The 18,134-nt window shown below is 71.5% G+C and carries 17 protein-coding genes; 16 read left to right on the plus strand and 1 reads right to left on the minus strand.

Going from position 1 to position 18,134, the window contains the following annotated elements:
* Positions 1 to 122: 122 nt before the first annotated feature.
* The gene (locus tag ACFC0D_RS31665) at positions 123 to 1,181 is read right to left on the minus strand and encodes a hypothetical protein (RefSeq protein WP_376443381.1); all 1,059 of its coding nucleotides are present in this window, start codon (positions 1,179 to 1,181) and stop codon (positions 123 to 125) included.
* A 545-nt stretch (positions 1,182 to 1,726) separates the two neighbouring features.
* Here ACFC0D_RS31665 and ACFC0D_RS31670 point away from each other — a divergent pair.
* From ACFC0D_RS31670 to hypE, 16 genes are all read left to right on the plus strand, one after another.
* On the plus strand, positions 1,727 to 2,926 hold the full coding sequence (locus ACFC0D_RS31670; protein WP_376443433.1) for a serine hydrolase domain-containing protein: 1,200 nt from the start codon (positions 1,727 to 1,729) through the stop codon (positions 2,924 to 2,926).
* 222 nt (positions 2,927 to 3,148) lie between these two features.
* A complete protein-coding gene (locus ACFC0D_RS31675) occupies positions 3,149 to 4,849 on the plus strand; it encodes a hydrogenase maturation protein (protein ID WP_376443384.1) in 1,701 nt (566 codons plus the stop codon).
* Positions 4,850 to 4,906: 57 nt separating this feature from the next.
* Complete coding sequence (locus tag ACFC0D_RS31680; protein ID WP_329112764.1) at positions 4,907 to 5,989, plus strand: hydrogenase expression protein HypE; 1,083 nt, start codon at positions 4,907 to 4,909, stop codon at positions 5,987 to 5,989.
* A 94-nt stretch (positions 5,990 to 6,083) separates the two neighbouring features.
* Positions 6,084 to 7,868: a nickel-dependent hydrogenase large subunit gene (locus ACFC0D_RS31685; protein WP_376443388.1), complete on the plus strand. Its 1,785-nt coding sequence runs from the start codon at positions 6,084 to 6,086 to the stop codon at positions 7,866 to 7,868.
* Positions 7,865 to 8,422 carry a hypothetical protein gene (locus ACFC0D_RS31690; protein ID WP_376443391.1) on the plus strand — a complete coding sequence of 186 codons (558 nt, stop codon included), beginning with the start codon at positions 7,865 to 7,867 and terminating at the stop codon, positions 8,420 to 8,422. Before ACFC0D_RS31685 ends, ACFC0D_RS31690 begins: the two co-directional genes overlap by 4 nt.
* A gap of 20 nt (positions 8,423 to 8,442) precedes the next feature.
* Entirely contained in the window at positions 8,443 to 9,075 is a 633-nt protein-coding gene (locus ACFC0D_RS31695; RefSeq protein WP_376443393.1) for a DUF5947 family protein, read from the plus strand.
* The gene (locus tag ACFC0D_RS31700) at positions 9,072 to 9,710 is read left to right on the plus strand and encodes a DUF6084 family protein (protein ID WP_376443395.1); all 639 of its coding nucleotides are present in this window, start codon (positions 9,072 to 9,074) and stop codon (positions 9,708 to 9,710) included. The genes ACFC0D_RS31695 and ACFC0D_RS31700 overlap by 4 nt, the downstream gene beginning before the upstream one ends.
* Positions 9,707 to 11,104, plus strand: a complete 1,398-nt coding sequence (locus ACFC0D_RS31705) for a hypothetical protein (RefSeq protein WP_376443397.1) — start codon at positions 9,707 to 9,709, stop codon at positions 11,102 to 11,104. Before ACFC0D_RS31700 ends, ACFC0D_RS31705 begins: the two co-directional genes overlap by 4 nt.
* A 104-nt stretch (positions 11,105 to 11,208) precedes the next feature.
* Positions 11,209 to 11,670 (plus strand): hydrogenase maturation protease, encoded by a 462-nt coding sequence (locus tag ACFC0D_RS31710; RefSeq protein ID WP_376443436.1) that lies wholly within the window; start codon positions 11,209 to 11,211, stop codon positions 11,668 to 11,670.
* Entirely contained in the window at positions 11,667 to 11,807 is a 141-nt protein-coding gene (locus ACFC0D_RS31715) for a DUF6893 family small protein (RefSeq protein ID WP_329112758.1), read from the plus strand. Before ACFC0D_RS31710 ends, ACFC0D_RS31715 begins: the two co-directional genes overlap by 4 nt.
* Before the next feature lie 169 nt (positions 11,808 to 11,976).
* Positions 11,977 to 12,372, plus strand: a complete 396-nt coding sequence (locus ACFC0D_RS31720; RefSeq protein ID WP_376443401.1) for a hydrogenase maturation nickel metallochaperone HypA — start codon at positions 11,977 to 11,979, stop codon at positions 12,370 to 12,372.
* Between the two features lie 2 nt (positions 12,373 to 12,374).
* On the plus strand, positions 12,375 to 13,070 hold the full coding sequence (hypB, locus tag ACFC0D_RS31725) for a hydrogenase nickel incorporation protein HypB (RefSeq protein WP_376443403.1): 696 nt from the start codon (positions 12,375 to 12,377) through the stop codon (positions 13,068 to 13,070).
* Positions 13,071 to 13,126: 56 nt separating this feature from the next.
* Positions 13,127 to 15,574 carry a carbamoyltransferase HypF gene (gene hypF, locus ACFC0D_RS31730; RefSeq protein WP_376443406.1) on the plus strand — a complete coding sequence of 816 codons (2,448 nt, stop codon included), beginning with the start codon at positions 13,127 to 13,129 and terminating at the stop codon, positions 15,572 to 15,574.
* Between the two features lie 10 nt (positions 15,575 to 15,584).
* Positions 15,585 to 15,902, plus strand: coding sequence for a HypC/HybG/HupF family hydrogenase formation chaperone (locus ACFC0D_RS31735; RefSeq protein WP_376443409.1), 318 nt, complete (start codon positions 15,585 to 15,587; stop codon positions 15,900 to 15,902).
* Positions 15,899 to 17,053 (plus strand): hydrogenase formation protein HypD, encoded by a 1,155-nt coding sequence (hypD, locus tag ACFC0D_RS31740; protein ID WP_376443411.1) that lies wholly within the window; start codon positions 15,899 to 15,901, stop codon positions 17,051 to 17,053. The genes ACFC0D_RS31735 and hypD overlap by 4 nt, the downstream gene beginning before the upstream one ends.
* A 37-nt stretch (positions 17,054 to 17,090) precedes the next feature.
* A complete protein-coding gene (hypE, locus tag ACFC0D_RS31745) occupies positions 17,091 to 18,131 on the plus strand; it encodes a hydrogenase expression/formation protein HypE (RefSeq protein ID WP_376443439.1) in 1,041 nt (346 codons plus the stop codon).
* The last annotated feature ends 3 nt before the right edge of the window (positions 18,132 to 18,134 follow it).

Below are 18,134 nucleotides of genomic sequence, written 5' to 3' on the forward strand. Positions count from 1 at the left end.
GGGGGGGCTCTTTACGCCCGCGCCTCCTAACCTGTGGCCCCCCCCCCCCGCGGGGGGCCCCCCCACCCCCGGGGCCCCCCCCCCCCTCCCCTGTGAGGCGCCGGCGACCACGTGCGCCTACGTCAGGGCACGGTGACGGCGGAAGTCCGTTGTTCGGGGACCGTACTGCCGGCGGGCGCGTAGCGAGGTGCCCCGGAGTACCAGGCGTGGAGGCCGGACAGGAAGCCGCGCGCCCCACCGAGCCACGCCTCCAGCTCGATCCGTTCGCCGTGGTCGAGCCCGGCTTGCCGGACGAGCGAGGGCAGTTCGCTCCGTGTGAGGTGCTCGAAGTGGCGCAGCCGGGCGGTCACCAGATCGGCGGCGGCGTGCATCGCTTCCTGGACGGTGATGTCCAGGGATGTCTCGAGGACGACGACGAGGTTGTTGACGTCGTACTCGTCATGGACTTCCCGCTGGTACGAGGCGATGTCGTTCGCCAGACCCATGTAGTCCATGAAGGCGTCGAGCAAGGCGCCAACGGTCCGGCTGTGCCGGATCCGCTCGGGGATCCGTGCGCCGGTGGCGAGTTCGACGGAGTACGGGGCGGTGTACGCCGCGAAGCTCTCGCGGCGGAACTGCGCGTACTCGATGAGGTCCGGGACCCGTCCGGCGAGGCTGTTGGCCAGTTCTTGGACTCCGGCGTCGATGTACCGCGCCAGGGCCCGGTTGAGCCCCTGCCGCCAGTGCGCGAGCCTCGGGGGGAACAGGCGTTGCTGAAGGTCGGCCATTCCCCTTTCGACGGCATTGACGGGCTCCGGCAGCAGGGCTTCCGGCTCCTGCGGCAGGAAGGCGTGCAGACGGGCGGTGAAGACCTGGGCGCCCGCGAGGTTGCCCGTCTGCTTGAACGCGGAGGCGAAGTAGTCGTCCCATGCCAGAGCCCAGAGGTTGAACCGGTGGTTGAGCCGCAGGGCGACGAGCGAGGCATCGGGAAGGGCCCAGGCCGTCAGCTGGTCGACGGCCATGGCGTGGAACTTGGACCGGGTCCAGATCGCCCGGCGTGCGCCCGGTGCTTCGTCGCCCGCCAGCATGCCCATCTCGCGCGCCCACGTCTCGGCCTCCTGGCGCAGGGCCGGCAGGTACGGGTTCACCCGCACCGGGAACGGCATCCGCAGTGTCGGGAGTTCGATGTCCTGCACTGTCATGGGATCCCTACCTCCCTGTCGGCAACGAGCGAGGACGTGAGCGCGCTGCACCTTCGAAGGTGGTGCCGGCCGGCCGGCTCGGTGCCGGAGGCTGACACTCCATTACTGTCCCGGGGACGGACGTGGAGCGATTCCCGCCATTTAGCGCCACAAACCTTCCCGTCCCGGCCGATCCGCAACCCGGTGCTGCCGCCCTCGGCCTTCGATCAGACCAGTTTGTACAGAATGAAACGATCCTTCTGGTCGGGATTGGCTCAAATTCGATCCCAAAGCTGGCCATGATCGGCCACGAATCGCCAGTCGGTGCGCCTCGACGGACATCGAACAGGCCCACGACAGGCCCAACTCCGCGTGTCGGGAACTGCGTCGACGCGTTGAGACTCTTGATCCCTGGGGGCCGGAAGCTGCGCACGGATCGAGCCTTCGGGACGCGTACCTCACACCCCGGCCCCTTCGTCGCACCGGCTCCACGACCAGGAAGAGAAGCCGCAGAAGTGAACCTGCCACTCACGCCCCACCGACGTCTTGTCGCGAGCGCCACTCTCATGGCCGCGCTCGTGGCCGGTTTCGCCCCCGCCACCAGCGCGTCCGCCGCGCCCCTCCCTGCCGCCGCCCCCGCCAAGAGCGCCGAGCGCGCGGTTCCCGCGCCCGACATGGAGGGTGTGGTCGGGGCGCTGAACGCGGCCATGGCCAACGGGGCACCGGGCGCGATGGCCCGGTTCACCGGCCCCGACGGCACCCGGACAGGGGCCGTGGGGGTCCGTGACCGCTTCTCGGGCGCGCCCATGGACACCAGGGCACGCTTCCGGATCGGCAGCGTCAGCAAGACCTTCTCCAGCGTCGTCCTGCTCCAGTTGGTGGACGAGGGCAAGGTGGAGCTCGACGCTCCGGTGAACCGCTACCTGCCGGGCCTGCTGCCCGACGAACGGATCACGGTACGGCACCTGTTGACGCACCGCAGCGGGTTGCCGGACTACACCGAGAAGATGTTCGCGCAGACCGTTCCCGGCTTCGAGGCCGTACGGAACCGGGTGTTCGCCCACCGGGAGCTGGTGAACCTCTCCCTCGCCGAGCCGCGCACGATCGAGCCCGGCGCGGCCTACGCGTACTCGAACACCAACTTCGTGGTGGTCGGCATGCTCATCGAGAAGTCCACCGGCAACCCGGTCGCCAAGGAGTACGAGCGCCGCATCTTCAAGCCGCTCCGGCTGCGCAACACCTCCTACGTGCACCCCGACACCCGGATCAAGGGACTGCACGTGCGCGGCTACCTCCACCCCGACGAGGCCGGTGCACCCCTCGTCGACTCCACGGAACAGACCGCGTCCTGGGCGCAGTCGGCGGGGGCCGTCATCTCCAACCCCGCCGACCTGAACACCTTCACGACCGCGCTGATGCGCGGCAAGCTGCTGTCGCCCCGCATGACGGAGGCCATGACCACGGTCACCCCGACGGACACGACCGGTACCCGCTTCTACGGGCTCGGCCTGCGCCGCTACGACCTGACATGCGGCACCCAGGTGTACGGCCACACCGGCACCGTGCAGGGCTTCTACACGTACGCCTTCGCGACCCGGGACGGCCGGCGCAGCCTCGCCGCGACGGCGAACACCTCGAACCACGGCGCCGCCAACACGGCGCTCGGCGGGACGCTGGAGGCCGCGTTCTGCGGCAAGAAGCCGGCGACGGCGCGCGGGTTCGCGGCGCTGCCGAAGGCGGAGCAGGACCTGCCCGAACGCCGCTGAGCGGACGAGGGCGGCGAGGCCAGTGCCTCCGCGCACGGCGTCGCCGCCCTCCCTCCCCGCAGGGTGCCGCCCGCCCGCCAATCGGTGGGACGCGTACCTCGAACGGGTGAGGTGAGGGCTCCGTCGCCCGCGTTCGCGGCCCGCGGTGCCAGAGGATCGCTGACGGTTCGGTGGACCGTCCTCCCGGGGACATGACGTCCACAGCAACCCGGAAGGGCCGCCATGCGCATTCTGCTCATCGCCAGCAGCTTCAACAGCCTCACGCAGCGCGTCCTGGTCGAGCTGCGGGACCGCGGGCACACCGTTCCCGTGGACGTCACGCCCGACGGGGCCGCCGTGCGGGACGCCGTCGCGCGCCACGCGCCCGACCTGGTCGTCGCCCCGATGCTGAAGGCCGTCGTGCCCAGGGACGTGTGGGCCGCGCACCGTTGTCTGATCGTGCACCCGGGCCCGGTGGGTGACCGCGGCCCGTCCTCACTGGACCGGGCGATCCAGGACGGTGTCGACGAGTGGGGCGTCACCGTCCTCCAGGCCGACGGGGAGATGGACGCCGGCGATGTCTGGGCGTCCGTCGCCTTCCGCGTACCGGAGGTCGGCAAGAGCGATCTGTACCGCAACGAGCTCTCCGACGCCGCCGTGACCGCCGTGCTCCTCGCCGTCGAGCGGGTCGCCGCCGGGGAGACGCCGCAGCCGCAGACCGGCGCGATCCGCGCCCGTCCCGCTCTCCGCCAGGAGCAGCGCGCGATCTCCTGGGGCGACGACACCACCGACACCGTTCTGCGCATCCTGCGGGCCGCCGACTCCCAGCCCGGGGTCCGTGACCACCTGCTCGGCGCCGAGTGGTTCCTGCACGGCGGCCACGCCGAGGACGGCCTGCGCGGCCGGCCCGGCGAGCTGCTCGCCACCCGGGCGGGCGCGGTCTGCCGCGCCACGGTCGACGGCGCCGTCTGGATCCCCGAGCTCCGCGCCCGCACCGGGGCCGGTCGGCCGCGTGCCTGCAAGCTCCCCGCGACCCTGGCCCTCGCGGGGCGGTTGCCGGAGCTCCCCGAACTCCCGGCGCCAGCACAGCCGGTACGGGACGGGCGGAGCTGGTCCGACATCCGGTACCGGGAGGAGGGACCGGTCGGGGTCCTGTCCTTCGCGTTCCCCGGCGGAGCGATGAGCACCGACCAGTGCCGCCGACTGCTGGACGCCTACGAGGCGGCCCTCACACGTCCCACCTCCGTGCTCGTGCTCGGCGGGCGGCGCGACTTCTTCTCCAACGGCATCCACCTGAACGTCATCGAGGCCGCGGACGACCCGGCCGCCGAGTCCTGGGCCAACATCAACGCGATGAACGATCTGGTCGAGGCCGTCCTCACCACCACCGACCGGCTGGTCGTCAGCGCGATCGGCGGCAACGCCGCCGCCGGCGGGGTGATGCTCGCCCTCGCCGCCGACGAGGTCTGGTGCCGTTCGGGTTCGGTGCTCAATCCGCACTACCGGCGCATGGGCCTGTACGGATCGGAGTACTGGACCTACACCCTGCCCCGCAAGGTGGGAGCGGCCCTGGCCGCGCGACTCACCGAGGAGGCCCGGCCCGTGTCCGCGGCGGCGGCGCGCGACATGGGTCTCGTCGACCGGGTCGTCGACTGCGGGCCCGGCGAGTTCGCCGGCGAAATCACCCGGTTGGCCGCCCACCTGGCATCCCGTCCCGGTCTCCCGCTGCGCGTCGCGGAGAAGAAGACGGAGCACGAGCGCCGGGAGTCCGTCACCCCCCTTGCCGCCCACCGCGAGCAGGAGCTCGTCCGGATGCGGAGGATCTTCGACGATCCCACCGCGCCCTATCACGCACTGCGCCGGGCCTTCGCCCGAAAGGAGTCCCCGCGCGCGCCATCCCCGTACGGCCCAGGTGCGGGCGCGGCGGGATCCGCCGACTGTTAAGCAAGACGTGGGCCCGAAAAGCGGCCCTTCGCCCCATCCCTCCTCAGGAGGCGACTCATGAGTGCAGTAACGCCGGCCCCGGTCGAGGATCAGGGCGCCGCCCCCGGCAGCGAAGAGAAGCCGATCCACATCCTCTGGATCAACGCGGGTCTGAGCTGCGACGGCGACTCCGTGGCCCTGACCGCTGCCATGCAGCCCAGCATCGAGGAGATCGCCCTCGCCGGGTTGCCGGGACTGCCCAGGATCGCGGTCCACTGGCCACTGATCGACTTCGAGTGCGGCCCGGTGGGCGGCGCCGACACGTTCATCGAGTGGTTCTTCAAGGGGGAGCGCGGCGAGATCGACCCGTTCGTGCTCGTCGTCGAAGGCTCGATCCCGAACGAGGCCATCAAGCAGGAGGGTTACTGGTGCGGCTTCGGCGACAACCCGGAGACCGGCCAGCCCATCACCACCAGCGAATGGATCGACCGGCTGGCGCCCAAAGCGCTCGCGGTCGTCGCGATCGGCACCTGCGCCACGTACGGCGGCATCCACGCCATGGCGGGGAACCCGACCGGCGCAATGGGCGTGCCGGACTATCTCGGCTGGGACTGGAAGTCCCACGCCGGCATCCCGATCGTGTGCGTGCCCGGCTGCCCCATCCAGCCGGACAACTTCGCGGAGACCCTGACGTATCTGCTCTACCAGGCCGCCGGCTCCGCTCCCATGATCCCGCTGGACGACAAGCTCCGGCCGACCTGGCTGTTCGGCGCGACCGTGCACGAGGGCTGCGACCGGGCCGGCTACTACGAGCAGGGCCAGTTCGCCTCCACGTACGACTCGCCCAAGTGCCTGGTCAAGCTGGGCTGCTGGGGACCGGTCGTCAAGTGCAACGTCCCCAAGCGCGGCTGGATGAACGGCATCGGCGGCTGCCCGAACGTCGGCGGCATCTGCATCGCCTGCACGATGCCCGGCTTCCCGGACAAGTTCATGCCGTTCATGGACGAGCCTCCCGGCGGCAAGGTCTCCAGCACCGCCAGCGGCGTGTACGGCTCCGTCATCCGCCGCCTGCGGACCATCACGGCGAAGACCGTGGACAAGGAGCCGAAGTGGCGGCACACCGGCGAGCGCATCACCACCGGCTACCGGCCGCCTTGGTGACCGTCAGGTCACCGCACCCCGCTGCACCGCTCGACCCCCCATCCATTCCACTGTTCGCGAAGTCGAAGAGCTCACGAAGGGCACCACAACGACCATGGCACCTCCGGCGAAGACGACGGGTGACGGCTCCGGACTGGTGGAGATGGCCTGGGATCCCATCACCCGGATCGTGGGCAGCCTCGGCATCCACACCAAGATCGATTTCAAGCAGAAGCGCGTCGCGGAGTGCTACAGCACGTCCTCCGTCTTCCGCGGCTACAGCGTCTTCATGCGGGGCAAGGACCCCCGCGACGCGCACTTCATCACCAGCCGCATCTGCGGCATCTGTGGCGACAACCACGCCACCTGCTCCGTGTACGCGCAGAACATGGCGTACGGAGTGAAGCCGCCGCACCTCGGTGAGTGGATCATCAACCTCGGCGAGTCCGCGGAGTACATGTTCGACCACAACATCTTCCAGGAGAACCTGGTCGGGGTCGACTACTGCGAGAAGATGGTCCGCGAGACCAACCCCGGGGTCCTGGAGCTCGCCGAGCGCACCGAGGCCCCGCACGCCGCCGAGCACGGCTACCGCACGATCGCCGACATCATGCGGTCCCTCAACCCGCTCGAGGGCGAGTTCTACCGCGAGGCGCTCCAGGTCAGCCGCTACACCCGTGAGATGTTCTGTCTGATGGAGGGGCGCCACGTCCACCCCTCCACGCTCTACCCGGGCGGTGTCGGCACGGTCGCGTCGGTGCAGCTGTTCACCGACTACATGAGCCGTCTCATGCGGTACGTGGAGTTCATGAAGCGTGTCGTGCCGCTCCACGACGACCTCTTCGACTTCTTCTACGAGGCGCTGCCCGGCTACGAGGAGGTCGGCCGCCGCCGCGTGCTGCTCGGCTGCTGGGGCGCGCTCAACGACCCCGAGCACTGCGACTTCACCTACGCCAACATGACCGACTGGGGACGGAAGATGTTCGTCACCCCGGGCGTCGTCGTCGACGGCAAGCTGGTGACCAACGACCTCACCGAGATCAACCTCGGCATCCGCATCCTGCTCGGCAGCTCGTACTACGAGGACTGGCAGGGGCAGGAACAGTTCGTCACCCACGACCCGCTGGGCAACCCGGTCGACCCGCGGCACCCCTGGAACCAGCACACCATCCCGGCCCCGCAGAAGCGGAACTTCGACGACAAGTACAGCTGGGTCATGTCCCCGCGCTGGTTCGACGGCAAGGACCACCTCGCGCTGGACACCGGCGGCGGCCCCATCGCCCGCCTGTGGTCCACCGCGCTGTCCGGCCTCGTCGACATCGGCTACATCAAGGCCACCGGGCACAGCGTCGTCATCAACCTGCCCCGCACGATGACCAAGCCGGAGACCACCTTCGAGTGGAAGATCCCGAAGTGGAGCAACGCCCTGGAGCGCAACCGCGCCCGGACCTACTTCCAGGCGTACGCGGCCGCCGTCGCCCTGCACTGCGCCGAGAAGGGCCTGGAGGAGGTCCGCGCCGGACGCACCCAGACGTGGGAGAAGTTCGAGGTGCCGGACGAGTCCATCGGTGTCGGTTTCACCGAGGCCGTCCGCGGTGTCCTCTCGCACCACATGGTCATCCGGGACGGCAAGATCGCCAACTACCACCCCTATCCGCCCACCCCGTGGAACGCCTCCACCCGGGACACGTTCGGCACCCCCGGTCCGTACGAGGACGCCGTGCAGAACACCCCGATCTTCGAGGAGAACACGCCCGAGAACTTCAAGGGCATCGACATCATGCGCGCCGTGCGCAGCTTCGACCCCTGTCTGCCGTGCGGCGTCCACATGTACACGGGCAACGGCAGGACCGTGAAGCAGATGCACGTGCCCACCGGTCTGAGCGGTCTGGCCGGATGAGCGCGACCACCGCCGAACAGGCGGGCCGACGGGTCGAGGAGGTCCTGGACCGGCTGGCGGAGAACGGGGACGCCGAGGCCTGCGCGGCGGCCGAGGAGGTCGTACGCGTCCTCATGGAGTTCTACGGCAGCGGCATCGCACGCGTCGTCGACCTCCTCGGGCGCCCCGCCGCCCGTCCGCCGGCCGACCCGTTGGGTCCGCTGCTCGCGGACGAACTCGTCGCGAGTCTGCTCAATCTGCACGGACTGCATCCCGAGGACGCGCCGACCCGGATCGACCGCGCCCTGTCCGCGCTGCCGCAGCCCGTGGAGAACGCCGGATTCGACGCGCTGACGGGGGTGTTGAGGCTCCGGGTCACCGCCTCGTCCGGCTGCGGCTGCCCCAGCACCCAGGAGTCCGTCCGGCAGGCGGCCGTGGACGCCCTCGCGTGCTTCGCCCCGGAGGTGACCGACGTCGAGCTGGAGACCGCCGCTCCGCGCGAGCCGGCGCTCCTCCAGATCGCCACCCGTCCGTCGCTCGCGGGCGCGGACGGCCGCTCGTCGGCGGCCTTGTGAACGGGCCTCCGAACGGCGCCGTGCGGTCCACGAGGCCCACGGGCCTGCGCCGGTTCACCACTCCGCGTCCGCCCCGCGAGGAGCGCTGCGAACTGTGCGGGGTCCAGCTGGCCGGTGAGCGTCACCGGCATCTGGTGGACATCGACAAGCGGGCCCTGGTCTGCGCCTGCGGTCCGTGCTCGCAGCTCATGGACCGCTCCGGAGCCTCCCCTGGGCGCTTCCGGGCGGTCCCCGGACGCTTCCTGAGCGACCCCGGCCACCGGATCGACGACCAGGCATGGGAGACGCTGCGGATCCCGGTCTCGGTCGCCTTCTTCTTCCGCAACTCCGCCCTCGACCGGCCGGTGGCGCTCTACCCGAGCCCCGCCGGCGCCACCGAGAGCGAACTGGAGGAAGAGGCCTGGCGGTCCGTCCTCGACGCCACTCGGCTCGCCGCCCACCTCGAACCCGACGTGGAAGCGCTGCTGCTGCGACGCCACGAGGGCCGCACGGAGTGCTTCCTCGTGCCCATCGACCTCTGCTACGAGCTGGTGGGCCGCATGCGACTGCACTGGCAGGGCTTCGACGGAGGCGCTGAGGCCCGGGCCGACCTGGACGCCCTCTTCACCCACGTACGCGGCCTGGCACGCGAGCCGCAGGGGAGTCGGCCGTGACCGAGTTCTCCTTCAGCTGCACCGACGTCCGCGCCGACGCCTACGCGGCGGGACCCACGCTCGTGTTCCGGCTGCGGATCACCTCAACCGGCGGCACCCGGGTCCACGCCATGGCCCTCCGCTGCCAGATCCGCATCGAACCCGCCCGGCGCGGCTACGACGACGTCGAGGCCGAGGCCCTGGGTGACCTCTTCGGCGAACGCTCCCGGTGGGGCAGCAGCCTCAACCCGGTCCAGTTCGCCCAGGCCTCCGTCATGGTGCCCGGCTTCACCGGCGAGATCGAGACCGACCTCGTCGTCCCGTGCACCTACGACACCGACATCGCCGCGTCCCGCTACTTCCGTTCCCTCTCCGACGGTGACGTACCGCTGCTCCTGCTCTTCTCCGGCACCGCCTTCACCGGCGCCGGCGGCTTCAACGTCGAGCCCGTGCCCTGGGACAGGGAGGTCGCGTACCGGATGCCCGTGAAGATCTGGCGGGAGATGATCGACCAGCACTTCCCCGGGTGCGGATGGATCCGGCTCCCGGGCGACGCCATGGACGCCCTGCTCGCCTACCGGTCGCGCCGGGCCCTCCCGTCCTGGCAGGCCACCGTCGAGTCCCTGCTCGAAGCGTCGGGTGAGAGGACACGATGACCACCGTCGCCTTCACCCCCGGCACGGAAGCGCGGTTCGCCGTCGCCCGGCACGTCGCGGACGCCGTCCTCTTCGAGGGGTACGTGCTCTACCCGTACCGTGCGTCCGCCGCGAAGAACCGGCTCCGCTGGCAGTTCGGGGTCCTGGTGCCGCCGTCCTGGAGCGCCGCCGCCGAGGAGCACGACTTCCAGCTCACCGAGTGCCTGATGGAGCCCAGGACCGGCGCCGCACTCGCCGTGGAGGTCCGCTTCCTGCGCGCCCAGCGGCGTACCGTCGAGGAACTCCGCGAGGACGGCACCTTCGCACCGACCGCCGAACTGCGCCTGCCCGACCGGGTCCTGGTGGCCTGGGACGAGGGCGTCGAGGAGCGCGTCACCCTCGTCGTCCCCGTCGGCGAACTGAGGGGCGACGGTACCGCCATGCCCTTCACCCGCCCCGCCGCCGAGGAGGTGGAGGAGGTCACCGGTGCCGACGGACGCGTCCTCGGCCGCCTGGTACGCCGGCGCGAGGAGATCAGCGGCACCCTGCGGATCTCGGCGGCCGAACTCGACGGTCCGTACCGCGTCGAGCGCCTCTCGGTCACGGTGGAGAACACCAGCACGTGGACCGCCGAGCGGGAGACGGACCGCCACGCGGCGCTGCCGTACTCCCTCGTCGCCACGCATACGCTGCTCCGCCTCGACGGCGGGTCGTTCCTGTCGATGACCGACCCGCCGGAATGGGCCAAGGGCGCCGTCGCCGCCTGTCGCAACCTGCACACCTGGCCCGTCCTGGCCGGCGAACCCGGCCGCGACGACCTGCTGCTCTCCTCGCCGATCATCCTCGAGGACCACCCGGCCATCGCACCCGAGAGCCCCGGTGCCCTCTACGACTCCACCGAGATCGACGAGATCCTCGCCCTGCGCACCGCCGCCCTCACCGACGAGGAGAAGCGCGAAGCCAGGGGCACCGACGCCCGGGCCGCGGCCGTGATCGAGCTGGCGGACACCATGCCGCCCGAGGTCCTCGAGCGTCTGCACGGAGCGGTACGCAGCCTCCGGAGCGTCACCGGACCCAAGGAACCGGCCGGCGGCGTGCTCGAACCGGACACCCCCTGGTGGGACCCGGGCGGCGACACGAGCGTCGATCCGGGGCGCGACCACGTCCTCGTCGACGGACACGCGGTTCGCGCGGGCAGCAGGGTCCTCCTGCGCCCACGGCTGCGCCACACCGACGCCCAGGACCTGTTCCTCGACGGGCGTGCCGCTCTCGTCGAGGCGGTCCTGCACGACGTCGACGGTGGGGTCCACATCGCCGTGACCGTGGAGGACGACCCGGGAGCCGACATCCGCCGCGAGCAGGGCCGGTTCCTCTACTTCCAGCCCGACGAGGTCGAAGCACTGGAGGACGTGTGAACGGTCCCGCGCCCGACGCCTCGGCGCCCGGTACGGCCGGCGGCCCCGAAGCCGGCACCGCCCAGCCCGGCACGGGCCGCATCCTCGTGGCCGGGGTCGGCAACATGTTCCTCGGCGACGACGGCTTCGGCGTCGAGACCCTGCGACGGCTCACCCGGGAGGAACTCCCGCCGTTCGTCGAGCTGGCCGACGTCGGAGTCCGCGGAGTCCACCTCGCCTACCAGCTCCTCGACGGCTGGGACACCCTCGTCCTCGTCGACGTGACAGCCCGCGGCGGCGAACCGGGAACGCTGTACCTGATCGACGCCTCGACGGCCGGCGAGCGGACCTCCGGCACGGAGCCCGCACCGCTCGACGGCCACCGGATGACGCCCGACACCGTCCTCGCCCTGCTCGACACCCTGTGCGCGGGAACCGGGGCCGCACCGCCGAGGCGCATCCTCGTCGTCGGCTGCGAACCGGCCTGCCTCGACGAAGGCATCGGGCTCAGCCCCCAGGTCGCCGCCGCGGTGCCCGAGGCGGTGCGCATGGTGACCGAACTGGTCCGCCAGGAAGCCGCCGTATGAAGACCGAAACGGAGAGCACCATGCACAAGAGCGTCCTCGGCGCCACTGCCGCCGTCACCGCCGCCCTGGCCGTCGTGGCCGTCGTCGTGGGAGTCCTCCCCGACCTCCGGCGCTATCTGCGCATCAGCAGGATGTGACGCTCCGCGGTGACGCCGCCCGGGCCGTGACGTACCTCGGCCCGGCGCGGGAGCGGCTGCACCGAACGGACGACACCGCCGTGCGGTCCCGGCGCGCCGGGCGGGCCCCCGCCGCCGTCCGTCCTCTAATGGCGCCCGAGACCCACCCCCGCGCCGAGGACGGAGACCGATGCACGAGATGTCCCTCGCGGTGGCCGTCGTCGACCAGGTCGAAGCGGCGGCAAGGTCCCGCGGGGCTGTCGGTGTCGACAGCATCCGACTCGACGTGGGCGAGCTGGCAGGCGTCGTCGCCGACGCCCTCGCCTTCAGCTTCGAACTCGCCTGCGCCGGAACCGTCGTCGAGGGCGCCGAGCTGATCACCCGTACCGTCCCGGGCACGGCGCGCTGTCAACCGTGCGCCGAGACCTGGGCGGTCGGCATGCCGCCGCGGCTGCTCTGTCCCGGCTGCGGCGCCGCGGCCTGCGAGCTCGTGTCGGGGCGCGAACTGCAGATCCGGGAAGTCCGGTGGGCGGACCCCGACGCCCCCGTCCCGCGACATCGCCAACCGATCACCGAGGAGAGCTGAGCATGTGCCGAGCAGTCGATCTCCAGCGTGCCGTCCTCGCCAAGAACGAGGCCGCGGCACAGATCCTGCGCACCGAACTGACCGCCCGCGGTACCACGGTGGTCAACCTCCTCTCCAGCCCCGGGAGCGGGAAGACCGCCCTGCTGGAACGCGAACTGCGGCTGGCCGTCGAACGCGGCGTCAGCGCCGCCGCGCTCACCGCCGACCTGGCCACGGAGAACGACGCCCGGCGCCTGGCCCGCTCGGGAGTCCCCGTCAAGCAGGTGCTCACCGACGGTCTGTGCCATCTGGAGGCCGACATGGTCGCCCGGCACCTGCACGACTGGCTGCCCGAGTCCACCCGGCTGCTGTTCGTCGAGAACGTGGGCAACCTGGTCTGCCCCGCCGGCTACGACCTGGGCGAGTCCCTGCGGGTCGTGCTCGCCTCGGTGACCGAAGGCGAGGACAAGCCGCTCAAGTACCCCACCGCGTTCGGCCTCGCCCAACTGGTGATCGTCACCAAGACCGACATGGCCGAGGCCGCGGAGTTCGACGAGGCGGCCTTCCTCCGCAACGTGCAGCAGGTCAACCCCGGCGTCGAGGTCGTCCTCAGCTCGGCGCGCGACGGCCGGGGCGCCGGCGCGCTGCTGGACCGGGCCCTGGCCGCGGCCGAGGGGAACCGCGTCCACACCCCGGTGATGGCCCAGGCCGGCGCGTGACCACGGCGAGGCCTCGATCCGCACCCGCGACGACTCCGCGGCGCAGCCGGGTCGTCGTGCGCGGTGTCGTGCAGGGCGTGGGGTTCCGGCCCTACGTCTATGCCCTCGCCACCGGGTTGCGCCTGTCCGGGCACGTCACCAACACGGCGGACGGCGTCGTCGCGGAGGTCGAGGGCGACCCCACCGACGTGGCCGCCTTCTGCGCACGCATCGCACCCGACGCGCCACCCCTGGCCCGGGTGGATTCCGTCGAGTCCGCCGAAGTGGCCGCGAGCGGCGGCAGCGGATTCACGATCGTGCCCTCCCGGCAGGGCGGCGCGGTCCGCACGCTCGTCCCGCCCGACACGGCCACGTGCGACGCCTGCCTCGCCGAGCTCGCGGATCCGGCCGATCGGCGGTATCTGCACCCCTTCATCACGTGCACCCATTGCGGCCCGCGGTTCACCATCGTCACCGGTCTGCCGTACGACCGGGTCCACACCACCATGGTCGGCTTCCCGATGTGTCCGGACTGCGCCCGGGAGTACGCGGACCCGGCCGACCGACGCTTCCACGCCCAGCCCGTCGCCTGCCCCCGCTGCGGACCGGTGCTGCGGCTGGTCACGGCATCGGGCGACCCTGAGTCTTCCGGCACCGGCACCGGCACCGGCACTGGCGTGCATCTCGGTGTCCGTCCCGACCCGGTCACCGACCCCGACCCGGCCACCGATCCGAACCCCGACGCCGGCTCCGGAAGCGATCCCGTCGTCGCCGCGCGTCGGATGCTCGCGGCCGGTGCGATCCTCGCCGTCAAAGGCCTGGGTGGCTACCACCTGGCCTGCGACGCCACGAACCCGGACGCCGTGGCCGAGCTGCGTCGTCGCAAGGCGCGCGGTGACAAGCCCTTCGCGCTGATGGCGGCGGACCTCGCCGACATCGAGCCCCTTGTGCACCTCGGCCCGCTCGAACGTGAGCTCCTCGCCGGCGTCGTCCGACCCGTGGTGCTCCTGCGGCGCCGCGACGACGCCCGGCCACGCCCCGGGGCGGCCCCGGCGCACGCGGTGGCGCCCGGCAGCCCGGACCTCGGCTTCATGCTCCCGTACACGCCTGTGCACCACCTGCTGCTCGGACGTGGCGCACCGGACCGGGCGGCCGGTCCCCGGCTGCTCGTCATGACCAGTGGCAATCTCTCGGGCGAACCCATCGTCACGGACGACGCCGAGGCACTGACCCGGCTCGCCGGTCTGGCGGACGCCTGGCTGCTGCACGACCGTCCCATCCATGTTCCCTGCGACGACTCCGTCGTCCGTGTCTGCGACGGCGAACAGCTGACGCTGCGCCGCTCCCGGGGGTACGCCCCGCTGCCGGTCACGCTGCCCGTCGAGGTCGCCCCCGCCCTCGCCGTGGGCGGGGACCTGAAGAACACCTTCTGCCTCGGTGAGGGACGCCGGGCCTGGCTCTCCGCCCACATCGGCGACATGGACGACCTCGCCACCCAGCTTGCCCTCGCCACCGCCGAGCGGCAGTTGGAGTCCGTCACGGGCGTACGGCCCGGACTGCTGGCCGCGGACCGTCACCCCGCCTATCGGTCCACCCGCTGGGCCCGCGACCATGCCGCCGGGCGGCCCGTCCTCCCGGTACAGCACCACCACGCGCACGTCGCGGCGGCGATGGCCGAGAACGGCCTCGACGGCACGCGGCCCGTGATCGGCGTGGCCTTCGACGGCACCGGCTACGGGCTCGACGGCGCGGTGTGGGGCGGCGAGTTCCTAGTCGCGGACTACGCCGGGTTCTCGAGGTTCGCGCACCTGGCCTACGTACCCCTGCCCGGCGGCGACGCGGCCGTACGGCGGCCCTACCGCATGGCCGTGGCCCATCTGCGGGCCGCGGGCCTCGCCGCCGACCCCGGACTGCCCTGCACGCGAGCCTGTGCGCCGGGAGAACTTCCCGTACTGGAGAAGCAGTTGGCGAGCGAGCTGAACTGCGTGCCCACGTCCAGCATGGGGCGCCTCTTCGACGCCGTCTCCTCCCTCGCGGGGATCTGCCACCACTCCGGATACGAGGCGCAGGCCGCGATCGAGCTGGAGGCCGCGGCCCTGCGCGCACCGGACGTGGCGGAGGACGGACGCTACGCCTTCCGGCTCGGCTCGCGGCAGGCCGGAGCCCCCCTCACCGCAGACCCTGCACCCCTGCTGACGGCGGTGGCCGCAGACGTCCTCGACGGGACCCCCGCGGCCGTCGTCGCGGCGCGGTTCCACCGTGCCCTGGCGCGTTTGGTGCGTACGGTCTGCGGCGCCGCCCGGAGCGAGACCGGTGTGGAGACGGTGGCGTTGACCGGGGGAGTGTTCGCGAACACGGTGCTCTCCTCGGCCTGCGCCCGCGGACTGCGGGAGGACGGCTTCACCGTGCTGCGCCATCGCCTGATCCCGCCGAACGACGGCGGTCTGGCTCTCGGCCAGCTCGTCGTGGCCGCGCGCGTCACCGACCGGGCGGCCTCCGGCACGCCACGACGAGAGCGACAGTGAGGAGACACCCATGTGTCTGGCGGTACCGGGAAAAGTGCTGGACGTGGAGGACCGGGACGGCACCCGGATGGCCACCGTCGACTTCGGCGGTGTGATCAAGGAGGTGTGCCTGGAGTACCTGCCGGACCTGAAACCCGGTGAGTACGCCATCGTCCATGTCGGGTTCGCCCTGCAGCGTCTGGACGAGGAGTCGGCCAGGAGGACGCTGGAGCTGTTCGAGACCCTCGGCATGCTCCAGGAGGAGTTCGGCGACCCGTGGGAGGCCGCCGAAGCGACGGGCAACGAGCTACCGGCGCAGGACGGCCTCGCCGGAGAGGTGACGCGGTGAAGTACATCGACGAGTTCCAGGACCCCGAGCTGGCCCGGCGGCTGCTCGACGACATCCGCGCGACGGTGACCCGGCCCTGGGCGCTGATGGAGGTCTGCGGGGGCCAGACCCACACCATCATCCGGCACGGTATCGACCAACTGCTGCCGCCCGAGGTGGAGTTGATCCACGGACCTGGCTGCCCCGTGTGCGTGACGCCGCTGGAGGTGATCGACAAGGCGCTGGAGATCGCCTCCCGCCCCGGCGTGATCTTCTGCTCCTTCGGAGACATGCTGCGGGTGCCCGGCACCGGCCGTGACCTCTTCCAGGTCCGCGGGCAGGGCGGTGACGTCAGAGTCGTCTACTCGCCGCTCGACGCGCTGCGGATCGCCGAGCAGAACCCGGACCACGAGGTGGTCTTCTTCGGCATCGGTTTCGAGACCACCGCGCCGCCCAACGCGATGACGGTGTATCAGGCACGCAAGCTCGGCATCCGTAACTTCAGCCTGCTCGTCTCCCACGTCCGGGTGCCCCCGGCGATCGAGGCGATCATGAACTCCCCGGACTGCCGCGTCCAGGGATTCCTCGCCGCGGGGCATGTGTGCAGCGTGATGGGCACGGCCGAGTACCCCGAACTCGCCGCACGCCACCGGGTGCCGATCGTCGTCACCGGGTTCGAGCCGCTGGACATCCTCGAAGGCGTACGGCGGACCGTGCTGCAGCTGGAGCGCGGGGAGCACACCGTCGAGAACGCCTATCCGCGGGCGGTGCTGCCCGAGGGCAACCCCGCCGCCCGGGCGATGCTGGACGACGTGTTCGAGGTCACCGACCGCGCCTGGCGCGGGATCGGTGTCATCCCGGACAGCGGCTGGCGGCTCTCGGAGCGGTACCGCGCGTACGACGCCGAGCGGCGGTTCTCCGTCGAGGGGATCGACACCCGGGAGCCGGCCGAGTGCCGCAGTGGCGAGGTTTTGCAGGGGCTGCTGAAGCCCCATGAGTGCGAGGCCTTCGGGACGACGTGCACTCCCCGCTCCCCGCTGGGCGCCACGATGGTCTCCAGCGAGGGGGCGTGCGCCGCCTACTACCTCTACCGGCGGCTCGACCTCGGCACCCCGTCACCGAAGTCCCTGTCGGCGAAGTCCCCGGCTCTGGAGGGAAGTTCCGTTGTCTGAGCTCACCCGCGTCACCCCTGAGGAGCAGGCACCCGACATGCTCGCCTGGACCTGCCCGGCACCCCTGCGGGATCAGCCGCGTGTGGTGATGGGCCACGGCGGTGGCGGGGCGCTGTCCGCCGAACTCGTCGAGCAGATCTTCGCGCCCGCCTTCGGCGGACCCGCGCTCTCGGTCACCACCGACGCCGCGACCGTGGAACTCGGCGGTGCCCGGCTGGCCTTCTCCACCGACTCCTTCGTGGTGCGCCCTCTGTTCTTCCCCGGGGGCAGCATCGGCGACCTGGCCGTCAACGGCACGGTGAACGACCTCGCGATGAGCGGGGCCCGCGCGGCCTATCTGTCCTGCGGCTTCATCCTGGAGGAGGGCGTGGAGACCGATGTGGTGACCCGGGTGGCGAACGCTCTCGGGGCTGCCGCACGAGCGGCGGGCGTGCAGGTGGCCACGGGCGACACCAAGGTGGTGGAGGCCGGCCACGGCGACGGTGTCTACATCAACACCTCCGGAATCGGTCTGATCCCGCCCGGGGTCGACCTCAGGCCGCAGCGTGTCGTTCCCGGCGACGTGGTGATCGTCAGCGGCCCCGTCGGCGTCCACGGCGTGGCGATCATGAGCGTGCGCGAGGGCCTGGAGTTCGGCGTCGAGATCGAGAGCGACTGCGCGCCGCTCGGCGGGCTGGTCGAGGCGATGCTCGCGGTCACGCCGGACCTGCATGTGCTGCGTGACCCCACGCGCGGGGGGCTCGCCGCCTCGCTCAACGAGATCGCGGCCGCGTCGGGCACCGGCATCGTCATCCAGGAGCGGGCCGTCCCCGTCCCCGCCCCGGTGGCCAACGCCTGTGCGGTGCTCGGCCTCGACCCGATGTACGTGGCGAACGAGGGGAAGCTGGTGGCCTTCGTCCCACGTGAGCATGCGGACGCCGTGCTCGCCGCGATGCGCGCGCATCCGCTGGGCGCCGGAGCGGCCGTGATCGGAGAGGCCGTCGAGGCGCATCCGGGCATGGTGGTCGCCCGTACCGGCCTCGGTGGCACGCGGGTGGTGGACATGCCGCTCGGTGAGCAGCTGCCACGGATCTGCTGAGGA

Source organism: Streptomyces sp. NPDC056222 (assembly GCF_042264065.1).
Lineage (GTDB): Bacteria > Actinomycetota > Actinomycetes > Streptomycetales > Streptomycetaceae > Streptomyces.

Bases quoted from the DNA above. Each gene is read 5' to 3' on its own strand.
- ACFC0D_RS31665 (WP_376443381.1), bottom strand. From the start codon at position 1,181: ATGACAGTGCAGGACATCGAACTCCCGACACTGCGGATGCCGTTCCCG.
- ACFC0D_RS31670 (WP_376443433.1), top strand. From the start codon at position 1,727: ATGGCCGCGCTCGTGGCCGGTTTCGCCCCCGCCACCAGCGCGTCCGCC.
- ACFC0D_RS31675 (WP_376443384.1), top strand. From the start codon at position 3,149: ATGCGCATTCTGCTCATCGCCAGCAGCTTCAACAGCCTCACGCAGCGC.
- ACFC0D_RS31680 (WP_329112764.1), top strand. From the start codon at position 4,907: ATGAGTGCAGTAACGCCGGCCCCGGTCGAGGATCAGGGCGCCGCCCCC.
- ACFC0D_RS31685 (WP_376443388.1), top strand. From the start codon at position 6,084: ATGGCACCTCCGGCGAAGACGACGGGTGACGGCTCCGGACTGGTGGAG.
- ACFC0D_RS31690 (WP_376443391.1), top strand. From the start codon at position 7,865: ATGAGCGCGACCACCGCCGAACAGGCGGGCCGACGGGTCGAGGAGGTC.
- ACFC0D_RS31705 (WP_376443397.1), top strand. From the start codon at position 9,707: ATGACCACCGTCGCCTTCACCCCCGGCACGGAAGCGCGGTTCGCCGTC.
- ACFC0D_RS31710 (WP_376443436.1), top strand. From the start codon at position 11,209: ATGTTCCTCGGCGACGACGGCTTCGGCGTCGAGACCCTGCGACGGCTC.
- ACFC0D_RS31715 (WP_329112758.1), top strand. From the start codon at position 11,667: ATGAAGACCGAAACGGAGAGCACCATGCACAAGAGCGTCCTCGGCGCC.
- ACFC0D_RS31720 (WP_376443401.1), top strand. From the start codon at position 11,977: ATGCACGAGATGTCCCTCGCGGTGGCCGTCGTCGACCAGGTCGAAGCG.
- hypB (WP_376443403.1), top strand. From the start codon at position 12,375: ATGTGCCGAGCAGTCGATCTCCAGCGTGCCGTCCTCGCCAAGAACGAG.
- ACFC0D_RS31735 (WP_376443409.1), top strand. From the start codon at position 15,585: ATGTGTCTGGCGGTACCGGGAAAAGTGCTGGACGTGGAGGACCGGGAC.
- hypE (WP_376443439.1), top strand. From the start codon at position 17,091: ATGCTCGCCTGGACCTGCCCGGCACCCCTGCGGGATCAGCCGCGTGTG.